The sequence below is a fragment of the Dactylosporangium fulvum genome (assembly GCF_025137375.1).
In the GTDB taxonomy this organism is placed as follows: domain Bacteria; phylum Actinomycetota; class Actinomycetes; order Mycobacteriales; family Micromonosporaceae; genus Dactylosporangium; species Dactylosporangium fulvum.
The window spans coordinates 7,177,874-7,192,612 of the sequence record NZ_CP073720.1; the positions used below are offsets into that span (position 1 = coordinate 7,177,874).

Here is a 14,739-nt window from a genome sequence, read left to right on the forward strand (position 1 = left end):
CACGGCATACGGCAGCGGCCGGCGAGCACACCGTCCGCTGCCGTTGTGCTCGCACAGTCGTGACGTGGATTCTTCCAGTACTGATCCGCCACAGGCGCTCGACCCGTCAGGTGGCGGCCTTGAGAGGGGTTACTACGCCCATGACGGTTCTCGACGCGGCTGTGGTGGTTCTCGCGCTCGTCGTCCTGCTCGGTCTGCTGCTCCTGCTCGGGGTTGTTCGCCGGCTGCGTGACCACACCGAACGCCTGCACCGGCTGGAGCGTGGCCGTCCACCGGTCGACACGGTGCCCGCGAACCTTGATATCGGCAACTTCACCGCCACGTCGCTGCGTGGTGAATCGGTTTCGGCTGATTGGCTGGTCGGCGGTGAATCCGTGGTGGCCTTCCTCACTTACGGCTGTTCCGCCTGCAAAGTCCAGCTTCCCGCCCTACGGGACCACGCCGGGACCCCCGGCGGGAAGGTCCTGATCGTCGCCGCGCTGGTGCCCGGCGAGGAGCCGGACCCGACCGCCCTGCGCGCCGAGGTCGGGGACACTCCGGTCATCGTGGAGGAACAGTTCGGCGGCCCGATCCAACACGGTTTCCGGGTGGACAAATACCCGACCTTCTACCTCGTCGGTGCGGACGGCGCACCGAAAGCCACCGCCGGCAGCCTGCGTGACCTGCTGCGTGCCAGAACAGAACTGCAGGTCGGCACCACGGCCAGCTGACGCTCGTGCGCAGGCTCGGCGCGGCCGTTCGGCTGATCTGGCAGGGTCATCGGGTCGGCGCACTCGTCACGGTCGCCGGCTCGTTGGTTCTTGGTGTCGTTCCGGTCACGGCCGCGTGGCTGACCAAGGTGATCGTCGACGGGTTGGCCGGTCACCGTGCCAACGGCGGCACCGGGCAGGTGCTGCTCGTCGGCGGGCTGGTGCTGACGCTTCTGTTCGGCCAGCTCGGCCAGGGCTGGCTGCGGTACGTGCAGGAACAGGTCAGCCGGCGAATCGAGCACGCCGCGCAGAGCGAGTTGTTCGGCACGTTGAACCGGCTTCCCGGCCTGGCGATGTTCGAGCGCCCGAGCTTCCACAACCGACTCCAGCTCGCCCAGCGAGCCGGACAAGCGGCGCCGTATCAGCTGGTGACGGTCGCCAACGGGCTCCTGCAGGCGGGAAGCTCATTGGTGGGTTTCCTCGTCGCACTGATCGCGGTCAGTCCCGTCGTCGCCGGGCTGGCCTGTGTGGCGGTGGTACCACAGCTGGTCGCTGAGTTGCGGTTGGCCCGGCGCCGGGTCGACGTGCAGGTCGAGGTGAGCCCGGCGCAGCGTCGTACCTTGTTCTACGCCCGGCTGCAGTCCGAACCGCAGGCGGCCAAAGAGTTGCGGATCTTCGGCCTCGGCGACTTCTTCCACGGCCGGATGGTCCGCGAGCTGAGCACCATCATGAATATCGAGCGGACGCTCGGGTGGCGGGTGTTCCGGGTGCAGGCGGGGCTCGACGCCCTGTCCGCGGTGGCGGTCGGTGTGGGCATCGCGCTGGTGGTATTCAGGGCGATGCACGGGCTGCTGACACCCGGTGACGTTGTTGTGGCGCTTGCCGCGCTGCCTGCCTTGGCACTGGCGGTGGCGGGCACGGTGCGGCAACTCGCAGCCGGTGCGGAGGCACTCCTGCTGATCGGGCACTTTCGGGCTCTGGCCGGCCTGGCACCGGATGTCGCGGCGATCGGCGCCACAGCGCAGCCGCTGCGCGACGGCATCACCTTGGAGGACGTCTGGTTCCGGTACGGCGATGACCTGCCCTGGGTGCTGTGCGGGGTGACGCTGCGGATTCCGTACCGTCACTCGGTCGCCGTGGTCGGTCTCAACGGCGCCGGCAAAAGCAGCCTGGTGAAGCTGCTCACCCGGCTGTACGAGCCGACCAAGGGACGGATCCTGTGGGACGGTGTTGACCTTGCCGATCTCGACCCCGACTCGGTGCGGCAGCGAATCGGCGTGGTGTTCCAGGACTTCATGACGTACGACCTGACCGCGGCGGAGAACATCGGGCTCGGCGACCTGCGGCACCTCGACGACCCGGCCCGTGTCCGGTCGGTCGCCGAACTCGCCGGCGTCCACGCCGCCATCGAGCGGCTCCCCGACGGCTATGCGACCATGCTCAGCCGTACCCACGGATCGGAGCACGGCGACGAGCGGGGCGGGGTGATGCCGTCCGGCGGACAGTGGCAGCGGCTGGCGTTGGCACGGATGCTCATGCGCGCCGACCGGGACCTGTTGATTCTGGACGAGCCAAGCTCGGGCCTGGACGCCGAGGCCGAGTTCGAGGTGCACCGGCTGGTCCACCAGCGCACCTCAGGGCATACCCGGTTGCTCGTCTCCCACCGGCTCAACGCGGTCCGGATGGCGGACCTGATCGTGGTGCTGGAAGCCGGCGTCGTCGCCGAGGCCGGCACCCACCAGGAGCTGATCAGCAGCGGCGGCAGGTACGCCGACCTGTTCCGCCGCCAAGCCGACGGCTACCGGGATTGAGACGGCTGGACGCCCGACATGCGACGCACCACCACACCGACGACAAGCTTCTCCGGCAATGGACCGAACGTGTTCGAGTCAAGACTGTGACCGGGCGAGTCGCCGACGACGTAGATCGTGCCAGCGGGAAGCGGGTCCGTCGCACCATCACCACCCGGTCGCGGATCGCCAGCGACAGCACCGACCCGTTTGACCAGCAACGGATTGTCGCCGCCGCCCGGTATGGCGAAACCAGCCGGCAGCCGGCAGACGACCACGTCACCCGCGCGCAGCCGGCGGAACAGGCCACGCCGAACGGCGAGCAGCTTGTCGCCATCCTGATAGGTCGGCAACATGCTTCCACCGCGCACCCGGCTCACCAACAGTCCCCGGCGGAGAAGGAGCCCCAGCACGCCCACCACGGCGAGCACCGCCAGGATGATCAGCATAATCCGCACGAGGCAGTCTATGCCTGTCGTTCGATCTCACGGTCGCGGCACGACAGCAACACACCGGCCCGAAGGTCAGAATGAGCGCGCCGAGCGCGGACGCGATCGAGTTCTCCAGCGGCTCCAGCGTCAGCGAGGTTTCGCGGCGTGGTGATGCTTCGCCGTCGGTACCGCGCATACAGCTAGAGCCATCTCGGCAACAAAACGTGGCGCGTCTGTCGTATCGAGCCGACCGGTCGCGACGTCAGCCGCCGCGCCGTGCAATATGTGGTGCAAGACGCTGGTGAGCAGGTCGGCCGGAATGTCGGCCCGGAAGACGCCTTCGGCCTGGCCCTGGCAGACCAAATCATGAACCCGCTGCTCCGGCTTGGCGTGCAGTTCCTGCACACGTCCGGGAGGCAGCACCGCCTGCGCCGCCTGCAGGACCGAGGCCGCCTGGGCAATCAACAGCCAGCCTGACTCCATCAGCGCTCGCAGTCCGTCGCGGGGATCGCCGGTGAGGTCGATGGCCTCCAACACCTCGTCGCCCTCGGCCAGCAGACGCACCAACGCCGCTTCGACCAGAGCCTCTCGGGATGGGAAGTGCCCGTACAGGGTCACTCTGCCGACCCCTGCCTCCTGTGCGATGTCGTTGATGCTCGCCTCCGGGCTGCGTCCGAGGCAGGCGATCGCCGCCCGCACGATCTTCTCGGCGTTCTGCCGCGCGTCCGCCCGGCGAGCCGACCTGGCAACGGAGTGAGCCATACAACTTCCTTAAGTCAAACAGCATGTGTACGAGTTACAGTACCCTGGCATAAGTTGAACACACCCTGTACGACTTAGTGTTCCGGAGGCGATCACGTGTCCGAGTCCAGGACCGCAACCACCTCGACCCACAGCCCCCATCCACAACGCTGGCGAATCCTCGGGCTGGTCGGGGTCGCGCAACTCATGCTCATCCTCGACGTCACCGTCGTGGCCATCGCACTGCCACACATGGGCGCAGACCTCGGCCTCCAGCGGGAAACCCTCACCTGGGTGGTCAGCGGCTACACCCTCGCGTTCGGCGGATTGCTGCTGCTGGGCGGCCGCGCCGCCGACCTGTTCGGAGCCCGCCGGCTCGTCCTCGCCGGCCTCCTGCTGTTCACGGCGGCATCGCTCACCGCGGGACTGGCCACCTCCGGACCGATGCTCCTCACCGGCCGGGTAGCCCAAGGCATGGCCGCCGCCATGCTGTCACCGGCGGCACTGTCGCTCATCGTCACGATCTTCGACGGCGACGAACGCAACCGGGCGCTCGGCATCTGGTCAGCGCTCGGCGGCAGCGGCGCCGCACTCGGCGTCCTGCTCGGCGGACTGCTCACCGCCGGACCGGGCTGGGCATGGATCTTCTACATCAACATCCCGGTCGGGCTCGTGCTGCTGTTCACGCTCCGATCCCGGCTGCCGGCGCAGGCGGCTCCCGCTTCCAGGGCCGCCCTCGACGTCCCCGGCGCCGCCCTGGTGACCGCGGCGACCGCGGCCCTGATCTACACGCTGATCAGGGCCGGCGATCACGGCTGGGTCACGTGGCCCACCGCCGCGCTGCTGCTGGTATCGGCCGTCCTCTACGCCGCCTTCGTCGCGCGTCAACGTCTCGCCGCAAGCCCGCTGATGAACGTGCGGCTGCTGACCCGCAGGCCCGTGGCAACCGGCACCCTGTTGATCCTCGTCGCCACCGCACTCATGATCATGATGTTCTTTCTCGGCACATTCGCCTTGCAGGAGCATCACAACTACGGCGCGCTGACCACCGGCCTGCTCTTTCTTCCCGTCGCGCTGTCCACCATGCTCGGCGCGAACATGGCCGGGCGCATCATCGGCCGCACAGGACCCCGCACGCTGGCGGTGGCCGGGCTGGTCATCGCCGCCGCCGGCCTGACCGTCCCCGCGATCTGGAGCGGGGCCGCAGCCATGGTGGCAGGCATGACGGTCGCGGCTGCCGGCACCGGGTCGCTGTTCGTGGTCGCCTCCGCCACCGCGCTGGGCCAGGTAGCGGCGCACGAAGCCGGCCTCGCCTCCGGAATCGTCAGCACCTTCCACGAGTTCGGCGCCTCACTCGGCGCGGCGGTCGTATCGAGTATTGCCGCCACCAGCATCGCCGGCACCGGCACCGATGGCTTCTCCCGCGGCTTCACCACCGGCGCGATCGTCGCTGTTGTCGCCGCTGTCGCCGCCCTCGCCATCACACCGAGCTCCCGCTCCACGTGACCGGCCGCCGGCAGGCCGCCGGAGCGAAAGTTCCGCTCCGGCGGCAACGCGGTGCCCGTGCACCTGCCGCACGGCCGGTGACGTACCTGGACCATCCGACGCATCTGGCAGCACCTTGGCCGCCCCGCACTCAGCCTGCACACCCTGTGGCGACGCACCGCACCGTGGCCCCGCCGGCGACGACCCCGCCCGGCACCCAAAGGCGACCCCGACCGCATCCGCATCTCCGCCGCGTCGCCCGGCTCCCGGCCGGCGCCGTCGGTTCGGGACGGCGGTGAAAGCATCGGCTTCCAAACCGGCGCCGCCGCGTATTACCGGGTGGGACTCGCGCGGAGCCAGATCCGGCTCGACGCACTGACTCCGGTGCGGCGTCGGGGCACATCTGACCCTTGACTATAGATTGATCATTTACGTATGGTGCCTGCCGTGAAGACCATGCGCGAACCAACCTTCCTCATCCTCACCGCGCTGGCCGACGGACCCCGACACGGATACGGCATCGTGCAGGAGGTCCGGGTGCTGTCCGGTGGGCGGGTCAGTCTGCTGACCGGCACGCTCTACACGGCGCTTGACCGGCTCACCGCTGAAGGGCTCGTCGAGCACGACCACGAGGAAGAGGTCGATGGGCGGTTGCGGCGGTACCACCGGCTCACCGCCGAAGGCCTCGCCGCGCTCACCGCCGAGACCGCCCGGCTCCGTCAACTCACCACGGCGGCCGAGGCCCGGCTCCGTGCCGTCCACCCGCGGATCGTGTGATGGCTGATCTACTGACCCGCCGGTACCGCCGGCTGCTGTTCGCCTACCCGCGCGCCTACCGCCGCTTGCGCGGCGACGAACTGCTCAGCGCCCTGCTCGACGCCGCCCCGCCCGAGCGGACCCGGCCGACCGCGCGTGAAGCCGCCGACCTGATCAGGCACGGGCTACGTGCCCGCCTCGGCCGGCCGGCCAGCCGCACCGTCGTCGCCTGGGCCGTGCTCACCGTCGTCATCAGCGGTGTATTCAGTGCCGCGTTCGCGACCCGTGCCGCGTGGGAGACCGCCCGGCCGCTACCGCGGACCGCCGAGACGCAGGCGATGCTCGCCGAGATCCTGCCCGGGCAGGAGTTCACCGGCATCCAGGACGCGCCCGCCATGTTCGTCATCTATGGGCAACCGCTGAGCTGGAACGCGGCGCGCGATCTGCTGCTCGGTGACGGAGGCGAGTACGCCCAGTCGGGGATCGCCGGCGGGGTCAGCGCTCCGACGCTTCCACCACAGGGCACTGTCGAGCTGGTTCAGCACAACCTGCGCGCGCACGGCTGGACGGTCTACCCGCTGACAGCACATGACGCATACGGCTGTTCCGGCCCACCCTGCGATCCAGCAACCATCCCGCAGTACACCACCATCGTGGCACGGCGCGGGGACACGGTGTTCACAATGGAGGTGCACCCCCCAGAGGACCCCGTTTCGCTCCGCATCACGGCAGGGTTCGTGCGGGCGACACCGTTCGCCGTCTACCCGTTTGGCCTCACCGGCGGCATCCTCGGCGCCGTGGTCACGTTCCTGCTGTTCGGCTGGGCCAGCCGCCGGACCGAGGGACGCCAGCCGGCGCGCACCGTCGTGAAGATACTGTTGGGCATCACGCTGTTCTTCTGGTGGGCGCCGACATTATTGGCGGTCCCGCAGGAGATGCAGCATCACCTCGAAGAGCCGCACCCGTCGTGGCACCCGATGTGGGAGTGGCTCGGCCAGCCGACATTCTCCCTGCTGTTCCTCATCGGCTGCGGATCAGCGCTGCTCGGCCTGGTGCTAGCGACCCTCCCCCGCAGCGACCGCGAGCCGCTGAGCACCGCCGCCGCCTAAGGAGCCCGCACCGTCGGAGCATGATCTTTACACCGGGGCCGGCGAGGGCCGGAGGGTGAACTCCCTCCGGCCACTCGGCTTCAGCAGTTCGACCCGACGGTGTCCGTTCCGGTGTAGACGAACGCGTCGCTGACCCAGGTGCCGTCGGTCAGCTTGTCCCAGACCACGCTGGGGCCCCAGCGGCCGGTGAGGCTGGTGCCGTTGCGCCAGCAGGAGATGGTAATCGTGGTGCCGTCGGAGACGGATCCGACGATGGCGTAGTCGGTGCCGGGTCCTGAGCGCTTGTTGATGCTCGTATCGTTGTTGGCGTCTACGATGCCCTGGTTGGATTTGAGAGCGCCATAGTTGTACAGCAGTCCACCGACGTCCGCGGGTTCGTTCCCGGCATCGACCTCCGTGCTGCCGTGCAGCGCGTAGCCGGCATACGGCTCCGGTCCATCGATGAACACCCATCCACCGGCAGATCGGGTGTTCACTGCGACATAGGTCTCGCCCTTGAGGATGCCCCAATGGACGTGCCGATAGAGAGCGTTGCCGCCACAGGACACGTCGCGGCCGGTGTTGCCGAGGAAGTCCCCTTCGGCGACGGCGCCGCCGTTGTAGTTGACAGGCGACCACAGGTGGTAATAGTCGGTGGTGTAGCCGCTGCCGTGGTAGACACGTACCCAGCCGCCGTACTGTCCCGAGCTGTTCCCGTCGCACATCAGATACGCGTTGCCGCTGCCGGCGGCCAGCACGCGATAGTCGCCACCGTTGAGGTCGATCGAGCTGTATGGGGTGTCGCTGCCGTTCCAACCGTGCGGCCCGCCGGTGAGTCTCCAGGACTGGCCGAGCGCGAACGGCAGGCGCAGCCCGGTGTTGTACGTGGTGTCCGCCGTGGGCAGTAACGTGACGGCAGCCGGACTCAGCAGTTGGCGCTCCCGCGCGGACACGATGGTTGCCGGCGCTTGGCTGGCCAAAGCGGTGAATTCCGTGGTGCCGTCGAGGGCAGCCTGCCAGCCGCGACCGGTGCGGTGCGCGAGGAACATCCGCCCCGTCGGGTACTGGTCGGGTTGCGCGGGTGTGGTCAGCACCGCACTGCCGAAGGCCCAGTCGCCGGCCTGGCGTTGGACGTCCACCCGTGTGTGCCGCCCGGCGGCGGTTGCCTGCGCCCGACCCACATGCGCCCGCTGCAGGATCGCGGCGGACACGGTCTCGTACAAGCTGTCCTCTGAAACGGCTGGCCGGGCGGCCGCCGACGTACCGGCGGAAGTCGCGCCGAAGAGCGCCGCAAGCAGCGTGATCGTCGCGGCGGCGAACGCGCGTCTAGCGACGGAGGGGTATGCGGACATGGCTTGCTCCTCACGTATCGACGAATGGAAATACGAGCAGAACCATGCCGGGGAATATATGGCAAGAATCAGATCATAAAAAGCTAAAGCAGAGGGGTTCACCCGAATGTGGACAGCGGGAATGAACCGCCGTGTCGACCGGTGTGCGCAAGGAGCATCAAGCGGTCGCCGCCGAGCTCGGCGGGGTCGTGGCCAGCGTGCCCCCGCTCGACGGCACGGCCCATCGAATGCCGCCGCCCGGCCACTGACGTTCCGCCGCGCACGTCAGAGGCCGCGCCCTGACGGCCTGACCCCGCCGGCCACCCACCCGTGCGCGGGTGTGCGAGCGTGTGTCCGCACAGGGAGGTGTGGTGGAGGCGGAGGAGTCGTTCCACGCGTATGTGTCGGGCCGCTTGGCGGCGCTGTCCCGGATGGCGGCCACCGGACCGTCCGGTGCCGGACGCCGCGGACACCGTCACCACAGCGCTCGCCGTGCAGGCCGCGCTGGCGAAGCTGGCCCCCCCCCCCCCCCCCCCCCCCCCCCCCCCCGTCAGCGGGCGGTGCTGGTCCTGCGGTACTTCGAAGACCCGACCGAGACCGCGACCGCCGAGGTGATGCGCTGCTCGGTGTCGACGGTGAAGAGTCAGACCCGCGACGCCCTCGCCGCGCTGCGTGCCAAGGCGCCCGAGCTGGCCGACCTGACGAAGGTGATGTCATGACCGTGCCGTTGCGTGACACGCTGCATGAGCTGGGCGAGCAGATGCCACCCGCCCGGCTGCCCGAGGATCTCTGGCGGCGCGGGAGACGGCAACGGCACCGGGGAAGAGTCATCGTCGCCGTCGTCGTGGCCCTGTTGTGTGCGACCGTGGCTGTCGTGCCCGGCCTGCATGTCGAGCCCCAGCCGGCCGAGGGCGGGCCGGCCATCCCCCGCAGCGTCGAGCTTCCGTTCATGTGGCAGGCGACGGTCGACATGGTGCCGCCCGGCCCGGCCACGGTGCTGTTCGGCGGCGACAGTTGGGGGCTGGGCACCGACCCGTTCGAAGAAGACGGCAGCAAGCTCGCCGCCGTCGGGCGCAACGGCTCCTACGGCATGCTGCGCTATCCGATCGAGGAGATGCGCGCCGGGCAGGACGTGCGGCTGTCGCCGGACGGCAACCTCGTCGCGCAGAGCGAGCTGACCGGCGGACCGACCGGGTGGCTGGTGGTCACCGACCTGCGCACCGGCCGCAGCCGCGGTTACGGCGACGGGCCGCCGGCCTGCTGCTTCGAGGTCGCGGCGTGGCGACCGGACAGCGGCGCCGTCCTGGTACTGCACAGCAAAGACAGCATCGTGCTGACGGGGGCCAACCAGGAACCGGGCATGCCGGCGCAGTACGTCCTGGTCGACCTAGCCTCCGGCGCGCAGGTCCCGGTCGACGACGTCTTCGTGCGAGACCCCGTCGCCTCGGCGTGGGTGGCGGCGTTCGCCCCAGGCGGCCACGGGTTCGTCACGACGAGGCCCGCCGCCAGCGGCACCGAGCTGCGCGGCTACGACGCCGCCGGCCGGCGGCTGTGGACCCGCGACCTCGGCGACCGGAGGCTGGCCGGCGCGGGCGCCTACACACCGGACGGTTCAGCCGTGGCACTGCTGACCATCGACGGCTGCACAAACACAAAGGAGTGCAACCACGACCAGCTCGCCTCCCGGCGATGGCGCGTCTCCTACGTGGACGCCGCCACCGGCGCGGACCGCGAAGGCCCGGCGCTGCCGACGGTGACCGGTCCAGCGGTGCGAGCGCTCGGCTGGCACGGCGACACCCTCGTCGTGGTGCAATACGAGCTCGAGGACGAAATCCTGCTGGAACCGGACGATACGGGCTGGTCGGAAACCCGGCACGTCCGCGTGCTGGCGCTGCGGCCGGACGGCACCGCGAGCGTCGTGCTGGAACCGCCGGCCGACGTCAGCTCCATCGACATCGCGCAGGACCTGCTCCGCGACGGCCGGTTCGGCGGCCCGGTGCCGGCGCCCGCGGCGTGGCCTGTCCGCTGGTCGGTGGCTGCGCGGGGAGCACTGGTCGTGCTGTGCCTGCTGGTGCCGGTACTGCTGGCTGCGGCCGTCGTCGTCGTGGTCCTGCGGGCGGTCCACCGGCGCCGCGCCGCCGCCCGGACATAGCGGCGGCTTGAGCCGCGGCGTTGGACACCGAACCACCTCTGTCCCGACAGGACGTCCGTGATCTTCAGGGATCGTTCTTGGGGTGTGGCCCGCCCGATCAGTTGACGCAGAACTCGTTGCCTTCCGGGTCCTGCATGACCAGCCAGAACCCTTCGTCGTCGTCGACACGGCGGTGGATCGACCCGCCAGCAGCCACGAGTTGGTTCCCGACCGCCTCGATTCGTGCCCGGCGCTCCGCATCGGGCACCGCGCCGCCGGCCTTCACGTCGAGGTGTATCCGGTTCTTTGTGATCTTCGGTTCCGGAACGCGTAGGAAGAAGATGTCGGGACGGTGGCCCTGCTTGTCAACCAGGGTGCGGCCGGCGTTGCGCTCCTGATCGGGGATCTCGTTCGCGTCCGCCCACTCCTCCCATGTGGCGAAGCCGTCCGGAGGGCCGTGCGGGAAGTCGTAGCCAGGTAGCGCCACCATCCAGAAACGAGCCAGCCGGTCCGGATCGGCGCAGTCGAACACGATGTGAATGTCGGGAACCATGCGCTCGACCATAATCCGGATCGCGGACGCCCAGCCGGAAGGCACTTTTCTGGATGGTGCGACACGAGGACGTGCGTCGGTGGTACCGGCGGGGTGCGAAGCGCCGGTACCACATCCTGCGCAGCGCGAGGCCGAGGTCTGGGGCTGCCGTCTTTATGATCGGGACATGCACATCGAGCCGTACGCCGTCGCGGTGCCAGAGGCGGTTCTTGACGACCTACGCGAGCGCATCCGGCGCACCCGCTGGCCGGATCCGGCGCCAGGGGAACCGTGGGGCCAGGGCACCGACCTGGAGTACCTGCGTGGCCTGCTGGCCTACTGGGCCGACGGCTTCGACTGGCGGGAGCGGGAGCGGCAGCTCAACCGCTACGAGCACCACATTGCCGAGGTGGATGGCGTACGCCTGCACTTCGTCCACCACCGGGCAGCCGCCGGTGCGGTACCACTGGTCCTTACCCACGGCTGGCCCAGCACGTTTGTGGAGTTGCTCGGGCTGGTCGACCGCCTCGGCGACCAGTTCGACCTGGTCGTGCCCTCTCTTCCGGGGTACGCGTTCTCGCAACGCCCACCGGGCACGGGCGTTGACCGGGTGTTTGTCGCCCGCCTGTGGCACCGGCTCATGCAGGGACTCGGGTACGAGCGATACGGCGCACACGGCGGCGACTTCGGCGCCGGGGTCGCCACCCAGATGGCGCTGACCCAACCCGACCGGATGCTCGGCATTCACCTCAGTACGCCGGAGATGTGGCCGTACATCGGGCGGGGTGCGCCGCCGCTGTCGGCCCAGGAGCAGGCATACGTCGACCACGTCAACCGGTGGGAGGCGACTGAGCGCGGCTACAGTGCCGTCCAGTCCACCAGGCCGCAAACCTTGGGGTACGGGCTGAACGACTCTCCCGCCGGGTTGGCCGCGTGGGTGCTGGACAAGTGGCGCTCATGGTCGGACAGCGGCGGCGACCTTGACGGTCGGTTCGGCCGTGATGTTCTCCTGACGATGTTGACCATCTGGTGGGCTTCCGGGTCGATCACCTCGTCGATGCGGGACTACTACGACAACCGCTGGCACGGCACGTCGATCGGGCCGGCCGATGTCGTGCGCGTACCGACCGCGATGGCGGTGTTCGCCAACGAGTTCGTGCCGGAAGGAGAACCACCACGCTCCTGGTACGAGCGGCTCTATCAGATCCGGCGCTGGACAGTCTTTCCGCGCGGTGGTCATTTCGCCGCGGCCGAGGAACCGGACTTGCTGGCCGGCGACATCGCCGACTTCTTCGCCGACCTGCGGTAGACCGTCCAGGAGCAGGCCCGCCGGCGTGGCTATCGTCCAGGACTACCTGCTGGCCGGGAACGTGCACAGACGTGACCGGCCGCCCGGCCACGAACGTCAAGGGGAGGCCTCGTCCCGGTGCGGGCTCCGAGGTTCGCCGCGCACGAGCAGCCACCCAAGAACGAGACCGGCCAGTACCGCTGGCATCGCCCCGACCATGTCGGTGTCGGACACGTTGACCGGCGGGTTGCCGGCCAGCGCGGTGAAGACCGCACCGACGTTGACGACCGCAAGTGCGAGTGCGGCGGGCAGGAACACCAGCGGGAACACCAACAGGGTACCGGCGACCATCGCCGGCCACCGCAGCCACTGCCCCGGCGTTTCCGGGCGCCGCCAGGCGAGCACCATGACGCACAGCACCGGCAGCACGGTGAAGCCCAGCCCGAGCAACTCGCGCGTCGCGGTCGGCTGGGGATACCGGTCGCGCAGCAGCCATGGTGCCGTGGCGGCGACCGCGCCGCCGAGGCAGCCGACCGCGCACCGAACCCGGGAGAGCCGGGGTGCGGCGCTCAAGGCAGCGCCGATCGCGACGAGCGCCAGCGCGCAGCCGGCCGCGGCACTGCCGGGGTTGAGCGCCGGTTCGGTGTCGGTCGGCGACTCGGTCAACACGCTCACGCCGGACAGCACGGCGGCGACGGCCGCCACGACGAGCAGCCCGCCACGACGGGGCGCGCTCCGGTCGGTGATGCCCCGGTAGCAGCCGGCGACCGCCACTGCCGCCGCAACGACCGCCAGCGGGACAGTGCCGTGCGACAGTCCGGCCCGGTCGAGCGCGAGGTCGACCGCCAACCAGACCAGCCCACCGAGAAGCGCCTCCCGGGTGGCCCGCTGCCGCGCGCGGGCACAGACGACAACCGCGAGCACAACCGCGACAATGGCGGCCCAGCGCAACTCCCTGGCCCAATAGGTGTTGTTCTCACCAAGCGATCCGGCCGCCGGCTCACTCAACGGTTGCAGCAGCACCAGGCCAATGGCCCACAGCACCGCCGCACCCGCCGCGGCCATCGCCACCGTCACCTGCGCCGTCGTCAACCACCAGGTCCGGACAGCGGCACCGGCCGGCACCGGGAGTTCGGCGGGGCCGGCCGGTGGCACCGCCCCCGCACTCGGCACCACCGCCGGCCCAATCCAGGCCGCGCCAGCCGGCCGCGCCCGGGCCGCGGCCCATCCGAACGACACCGCGCACACCGTCAACGGCAGCAGCCGACAGGCGGTCTGCGCGATTCGCCACGGCACGGGGGCGACATCATCGGTGAACGCTTCCAGCGGTATCGGGGCGAGCACGGCCGCCAGCGGGGCCCCGGCCAGGGCACACCCCCAACTCTGACGGACCTGCCCGGCCGCGACGCGGCGGGACGTGACGATGACCACGGCGAAGGTCGCCAGCGCCCAGACCGCTACCATGATCGCAAAGCTGCCGAGGCCTGCCCTGGCGAGCCTGTTGTCGCTTGCGCCCGCATAAACGAGGACAATGCCGAGGGCGCCGATCGCGAGGCCGGCCTGTCCCCGGATCCGGGCATGGTGGGTTCCCGCGGCCGCACGGTTGCCCAGCCACCAGCCGGCGACCGCCGCGTAGCCCGAGGCGAGGGTCGTCGCCACAGCGCCGACGAGAAGACTGTTCCGCAGTTCGTCCTCGACCCCGATGTCGTCGAGCAGCAGGAGGTGGAGCAGCACGCGCGCGGCCGTCCAGACCCCGACGGCGAACCCGCCGGCGAGCAGCAGTCCGACGAAGGCGCGCAGCGCCGGACCGGGCGCGCGCCACCACTCCCAGCGGCTGCGCGGCACGCCGTCCTCGTCATACGCCAACGGATGGGCCGCCAAGCTCACCACAAACGTGAACCGCCGCCACGCGGCACCGGGACTTCCTTCCAGTACCGCCAGCTCAGCGAGCCAATCCCGGGACAGGTCATCGCGCAGCTCGGCCGGCCAGCGACGGGCCGCCAGCCGCAGACAGCCACGGGTGAAACGGGTCAGGACTCCCATGTCGGCCTCGGCTTCACCGCGCCACGCCGCGGGGCGCGCCGCTGCCGGTACGCCGCGAGCTCAACGCGGGCACTCTGCACACCGTGCGGGGTGAGCCGATACCAACGCCGAGCCGGCCGACCGACCAACACCGGATCGATCTCCTCCCAGTGCGACTGTAGCCACCCGGCGCTCTGAAGCCGGATCAGGATGGGGTAGATGGTGCCGCTCGGGCAGCCGGTGGCGTGCATGATGTCGAGTCCGTAGCGCTCGGCAGCGGGATCGACGAGGAACACTTCGAGGACCTTCACAAGCGTGGTGGTGATCCGCATCGGTGGGGCCATGGCGGCTTATGCTACATAGGGTGTCCATGCTTCCGCTACATAGGGTCCACCCCGTGATGCCATCGCGTCGGTCGGCCGACGCCTTGACCGTGACACTGAGCGGCATTGGAT

General features: G+C 69.8%; 14 protein-coding genes. 8 read left to right on the forward strand and 6 right to left on the reverse strand.

Translation table 11 applies throughout. The features are described from left to right. The first annotated feature begins 59 nt into the window (after positions 1-59). Complete coding sequence (locus Dfulv_RS33025) at positions 60-710, forward strand: TlpA family protein disulfide reductase (protein WP_259857725.1); 651 nt, start codon at positions 60-62, stop codon at positions 708-710. A gap of 5 nt (positions 711-715) precedes the next feature. Further along, entirely contained in the window at positions 716-2,500 is a 1,785-nt protein-coding gene (locus Dfulv_RS33030) for an ABC transporter ATP-binding protein (protein ID WP_259857726.1), read from the forward strand. Here Dfulv_RS33030 and Dfulv_RS33035 read toward each other — a convergent pair. Then, a complete protein-coding gene (locus Dfulv_RS33035; RefSeq protein WP_259857727.1) occupies positions 2,488-2,928 on the reverse strand; it encodes a S26 family signal peptidase in 441 nt (146 codons plus the stop codon). The two genes, Dfulv_RS33030 and Dfulv_RS33035, sit on opposite strands and share 13 nt — an antisense overlap. Positions 2,929-3,057: 129 nt before the next feature. After that, entirely contained in the window at positions 3,058-3,672 is a 615-nt protein-coding gene (locus tag Dfulv_RS33040; protein WP_259857728.1) for a TetR/AcrR family transcriptional regulator, read from the reverse strand. Positions 3,673-3,768: 96 nt separating this feature from the next. Between Dfulv_RS33040 and Dfulv_RS33045 the strand changes: the two genes are divergently transcribed. The 3 genes from Dfulv_RS33045 to Dfulv_RS33055 all read left to right on the forward strand — a co-directional run bounded on the left by Dfulv_RS33045 (position 3,769) and on the right by Dfulv_RS33055 (position 7,001). Continuing rightward, positions 3,769-5,157 (forward strand): MFS transporter, encoded by a 1,389-nt coding sequence (locus Dfulv_RS33045; protein ID WP_259857729.1) that lies wholly within the window; start codon positions 3,769-3,771, stop codon positions 5,155-5,157. Positions 5,158-5,592: 435 nt separating this feature from the next. Beyond that, complete coding sequence (locus Dfulv_RS33050) at positions 5,593-5,913, forward strand: PadR family transcriptional regulator (RefSeq protein ID WP_259868534.1); 321 nt, start codon at positions 5,593-5,595, stop codon at positions 5,911-5,913. After that, positions 5,913-7,001 (forward strand): hypothetical protein, encoded by a 1,089-nt coding sequence (locus Dfulv_RS33055; protein WP_259857730.1) that lies wholly within the window; start codon positions 5,913-5,915, stop codon positions 6,999-7,001. The genes Dfulv_RS33050 and Dfulv_RS33055 overlap by 1 nt, the downstream gene beginning before the upstream one ends. Positions 7,002-7,081: 80 nt before the next feature. Here the strand turns inward: Dfulv_RS33055 and Dfulv_RS33060 are convergent, their stop codons facing one another. After that, positions 7,082-8,332: a M23 family metallopeptidase gene (locus Dfulv_RS33060; RefSeq protein WP_259857731.1), complete on the reverse strand. Its 1,251-nt coding sequence runs from the start codon at positions 8,330-8,332 to the stop codon at positions 7,082-7,084. 539 nt (positions 8,333-8,871) lie between these two features. Here Dfulv_RS33060 and Dfulv_RS33065 point away from each other — a divergent pair. Together Dfulv_RS33065 and Dfulv_RS33070 are read left to right on the forward strand one after the other, a co-directional pair. Then, a complete protein-coding gene (locus tag Dfulv_RS33065) occupies positions 8,872-9,030 on the forward strand; it encodes a sigma factor-like helix-turn-helix DNA-binding protein (protein WP_406567849.1) in 159 nt (52 codons plus the stop codon). Further along, a complete protein-coding gene (locus Dfulv_RS33070) occupies positions 9,027-10,463 on the forward strand; it encodes a hypothetical protein (RefSeq protein ID WP_259857732.1) in 1,437 nt (478 codons plus the stop codon). The genes Dfulv_RS33065 and Dfulv_RS33070 overlap by 4 nt, the downstream gene beginning before the upstream one ends. Positions 10,464-10,560: 97 nt before the next feature. On the opposite strand, the gene Dfulv_RS33075 is transcribed toward Dfulv_RS33070, so the two are convergent. Then, positions 10,561-11,007, reverse strand: coding sequence for a VOC family protein (locus Dfulv_RS33075; protein ID WP_259857733.1), 447 nt, complete (start codon positions 11,005-11,007; stop codon positions 10,561-10,563). Between the two features lie 154 nt (positions 11,008-11,161). Between Dfulv_RS33075 and Dfulv_RS33080 the strand changes: the two genes are divergently transcribed. Beyond that, positions 11,162-12,283: an epoxide hydrolase family protein gene (locus tag Dfulv_RS33080; protein ID WP_259857734.1), complete on the forward strand. Its 1,122-nt coding sequence runs from the start codon at positions 11,162-11,164 to the stop codon at positions 12,281-12,283. 96 nt (positions 12,284-12,379) lie between these two features. On the opposite strand, the gene Dfulv_RS33085 is transcribed toward Dfulv_RS33080, so the two are convergent. Beyond that, positions 12,380-14,305 (reverse strand): hypothetical protein, encoded by a 1,926-nt coding sequence (locus Dfulv_RS33085; protein ID WP_259857735.1) that lies wholly within the window; start codon positions 14,303-14,305, stop codon positions 12,380-12,382. Continuing rightward, positions 14,293-14,616, reverse strand: a complete 324-nt coding sequence (locus Dfulv_RS33090; RefSeq protein WP_259857736.1) for a PadR family transcriptional regulator — start codon at positions 14,614-14,616, stop codon at positions 14,293-14,295. The genes Dfulv_RS33085 and Dfulv_RS33090 overlap by 13 nt, the downstream gene beginning before the upstream one ends. Between the last annotated feature and the right edge of the window lie 123 nt (positions 14,617-14,739).

Excerpts from the sequence above, each read along its gene's own strand:
- Dfulv_RS33035 (WP_259857727.1), bottom strand. The coding sequence starts at position 2,928 with ATGCTGATCATCCTGGCGGTGCTCGCCGTGGTGGGCGTGCTGGGGCTC.
- Dfulv_RS33040 (WP_259857728.1), bottom strand. The coding sequence starts at position 3,672 with ATGGCTCACTCCGTTGCCAGGTCGGCTCGCCGGGCGGACGCGCGGCAG.
- Dfulv_RS33050 (WP_259868534.1), top strand. The coding sequence starts at position 5,593 with ATGCGCGAACCAACCTTCCTCATCCTCACCGCGCTGGCCGACGGACCC.
- Dfulv_RS33055 (WP_259857730.1), top strand. The coding sequence starts at position 5,913 with ATGGCTGATCTACTGACCCGCCGGTACCGCCGGCTGCTGTTCGCCTAC.
- Dfulv_RS33060 (WP_259857731.1), bottom strand. The coding sequence starts at position 8,332 with ATGTCCGCATACCCCTCCGTCGCTAGACGCGCGTTCGCCGCCGCGACG.
- Dfulv_RS33070 (WP_259857732.1), top strand. The coding sequence starts at position 9,027 with ATGACCGTGCCGTTGCGTGACACGCTGCATGAGCTGGGCGAGCAGATG.
- Dfulv_RS33075 (WP_259857733.1), bottom strand. The coding sequence starts at position 11,007 with ATGGTCGAGCGCATGGTTCCCGACATTCACATCGTGTTCGACTGCGCC.
- Dfulv_RS33080 (WP_259857734.1), top strand. The coding sequence starts at position 11,162 with ATGCACATCGAGCCGTACGCCGTCGCGGTGCCAGAGGCGGTTCTTGAC.
- Dfulv_RS33085 (WP_259857735.1), bottom strand. The coding sequence starts at position 14,305 with ATGGGAGTCCTGACCCGTTTCACCCGTGGCTGTCTGCGGCTGGCGGCC.
- Dfulv_RS33090 (WP_259857736.1), bottom strand. The coding sequence starts at position 14,616 with ATGCGGATCACCACCACGCTTGTGAAGGTCCTCGAAGTGTTCCTCGTC.